Below are 2422 nucleotides of genomic sequence, written 5' to 3' on the forward strand. Positions count from 1 at the left end.
GCCAAGCGCGGCTACAGCGGCTTCCACGGCACCGGGCTCGCCGACCTGCTGCACGAGCAGGGGATCGACTGGGTGACCGTCGCGGGGCTGACCACGGAGTGCTGCGTGGCCGCCACCGCGGTGGACGCCTTCCAACACGGGTACCCGGTCGTGGTGGCCACCGACGCGGTGGCCGCGTACGACCTCGAGGTTCAGCGCGCCGCGCTGAACCAGCTGGAACTGACCTCGGCCGTGCTCGCCAGCTCCGCCGATCTGCAACGGACGTGGGCGTCCTGGGGCGCCGCACGACTGACGGGAGCCCATCGGTGAGCGGTATGCGCATCGCGTTCGACCTGTCCTTCACGCACACGGAGGGGCGCTGGGCGCGCCCCGGCTCGTGGGAGGGCCGGGACTTCCCGGACGTGCGGATGTTCATGGAGCTGGCGCAGACCGCGGAGCGGGTCGGCGTGGACATGCTGTTCTTCGGCGACGGCAGCGGCATCCCGGACACCTGGCGGGGCTCGATCGAGCCCGCCGTGGAGTGGGGCATCCAGTGGCCGCGCCAGGACATGTCGCCGGTGATCGCGGCGATGTCCACGGTGACCTCGTCGATCGGGTTCGGCCTGACCTACTCGTCGACGTTCATGCACCCGTTCTACGTGGCGCGGCTGCTGAACTCGCTGGACCACGTCACGAACGGGCGGGTCGCGTTCAACGTGGTCGCCTCCACGCGGGGCGCGGACGCGGCGAACTACGGCTACGACAAGCTGCTCGACCACGACGTGCGGTACGAGCGGATGGAGGAGTTCGTCGAGGTGTGCCAGGCCCTGTGGGCCTCGGTGGCGCCCGACGCGATCGTCCGCGACCGGGCGACGGGGCGGTTCGCCGACCCGTCGAAGGTGGCGCCGATCAACCACCGCGGGAAGTTCTTCACGGTGAAGGGCCCGCTGTCGGCGGTGCCCAGCCCGCAGATCAGCCCGGTGCTGGTGCAGGCCGGGAACTCGCCGCGCGGCATCGCGGCGTCGGCGAAGTTCGCCGAGGTCGTGTTCGGCTTCGGCGCGAACCTCAAGGGCCAGCTGCGGCACCGCGCGCTCCTCGACGAGGCGCTGGTCGCCGAGGGCAGGGACCCGGCCAAGGTCGGCATCCTGTGGGCCAACCAGGTCATCGTGGGCCGCACGAACGCCGAGGCGCGCGCCCGGCGGGACGAGGTCCTGGCGTTCTGGGACCACGAGGCGGTGGGCGCGTACCTGTCGCACAACACCGGTTACGACTACTCGACGCTGCCGGAGAAGTTCGCGATCGGCGAGCTGCGCGACCGGATCCACGCCGCGCAGGCGAGCCAGGCGGGCCTGGTGTCGTCGCTGGCGGCCGAGCTGGGCGACGAGCACGTGCTGACCCGAGCCGAGTTCTTCGAGCACGGCTGGCGCAGCGCCACCGGCATCGACCACACGGTCGTGGGCGACGCGGCGACGATCGCGGACGCGCTGCAGGAGAACTTCGCGGCGACCGGGTCGCGCGGCGGCTACATGCTGTCGAGCCCGACCGGGATGCCGTCGGGCTTCGACGACATCGCCGAGCTGCTGGTGCCGGAGCTGCGCCGCAGGGGCGCGCTGGGCGCGCCCCGCTCGGGTCGCACGCTGCGCGAGAACCTGTCGGCGTGAGCACGTCGACCCCTCGGGGCGGGGACTGGCTGGCCCTGGCCAGTCTCTGCCTCGGCTTCTTCCTGCTCCTGGTGGACAGCACGATCATCTCCGTCGCGCTGCCCGCGCTGATGGCGGACCTGGGCGCCGACGAGGGCACGGCGATCTGGGTCCACAGCTCCTACCGGTTCGCGTACGCGGTGCCGCTGCTGGTGGCGGGCAGGCTGGGCGACCGGTACGGGGCCCGCGCGGTGTACCTGGCGGGTCTGGTGCTGTTCATCCTGGCGTCGCTGGCGTGCGGCCTGGTGTCGGGCCCGCTGGCGCTGGTGGCGTGGCGGGTCGTGCAGGGCCTGGGCGCGGCGCTGATGACGCCGCAGAGCATGACGATCATCCGCAGGCTGTTCGCGTTCCCCGCGCTGGGCGTGGCGATGGGCGTGTGGGCCTCGGTCGGCGGGGTGGCCTCGGTGAGCGGCCCGCTGCTGGGCGGGGTGCTCGTGGGCACGTGGGGCTGGGAGTCGATCTTCCTGGTCAACGTGCCGATCGGACTGGTCGCGCTGGCCGCCGCCTGGGTGTGGCTGCCGCGCGCGGAGCCGCTGCGGACTGCGATCCCGGTGACCGGCGTGCTGGTCAGCGGGCTCGGGGTGTTCGGCGTGGTGGCCGGCATCCACGGCGGGGTGCTTCCGCCGTGGGTGCCCGGCTGGGCGGCGGTGCTGGTCGGTCTGGCGCTGGTGGGCTGCGTGGTGTTCGCGCAGCGCGGCGAGCCGGACCGGGCGCTGGTGCCGGTGCCCCTGTTCCGGGACCGG

Annotated in this window: 3 protein-coding genes; all 3 read left to right on the forward strand. The window is 72.9% G+C overall.

The features are described from left to right. The coding region (locus ACTUAL_RS31300; protein WP_440902751.1) for a cysteine hydrolase family protein at positions 1 to 309 on the forward strand (309 nt) is incomplete at its 5' end. 5 nt (positions 310 to 314) lie between these two features. After that, a complete protein-coding gene (locus tag ACTUAL_RS31305; protein ID WP_218180941.1) occupies positions 315 to 1640 on the forward strand; it encodes an NtaA/DmoA family FMN-dependent monooxygenase in 1326 nt (441 codons plus the stop codon). Next, positions 1637 to 2422, forward strand: a 786-nt coding sequence (locus ACTUAL_RS31310) for an MFS transporter (RefSeq protein ID WP_440902752.1), incomplete at its 3' end; no start/stop codon positions are given. The genes ACTUAL_RS31305 and ACTUAL_RS31310, both read left to right, overlap by 4 nt.

The organism is Actinosynnema sp. (assembly GCF_052038725.1).

What these genes read in the sequence shown, in the direction of transcription:
- ACTUAL_RS31305 (WP_218180941.1), top strand. Translation starts at nt 315, where the DNA reads ATGCGCATCGCGTTCGACCTGTCCTTCACGCACACGGAGGGGCGCTGG.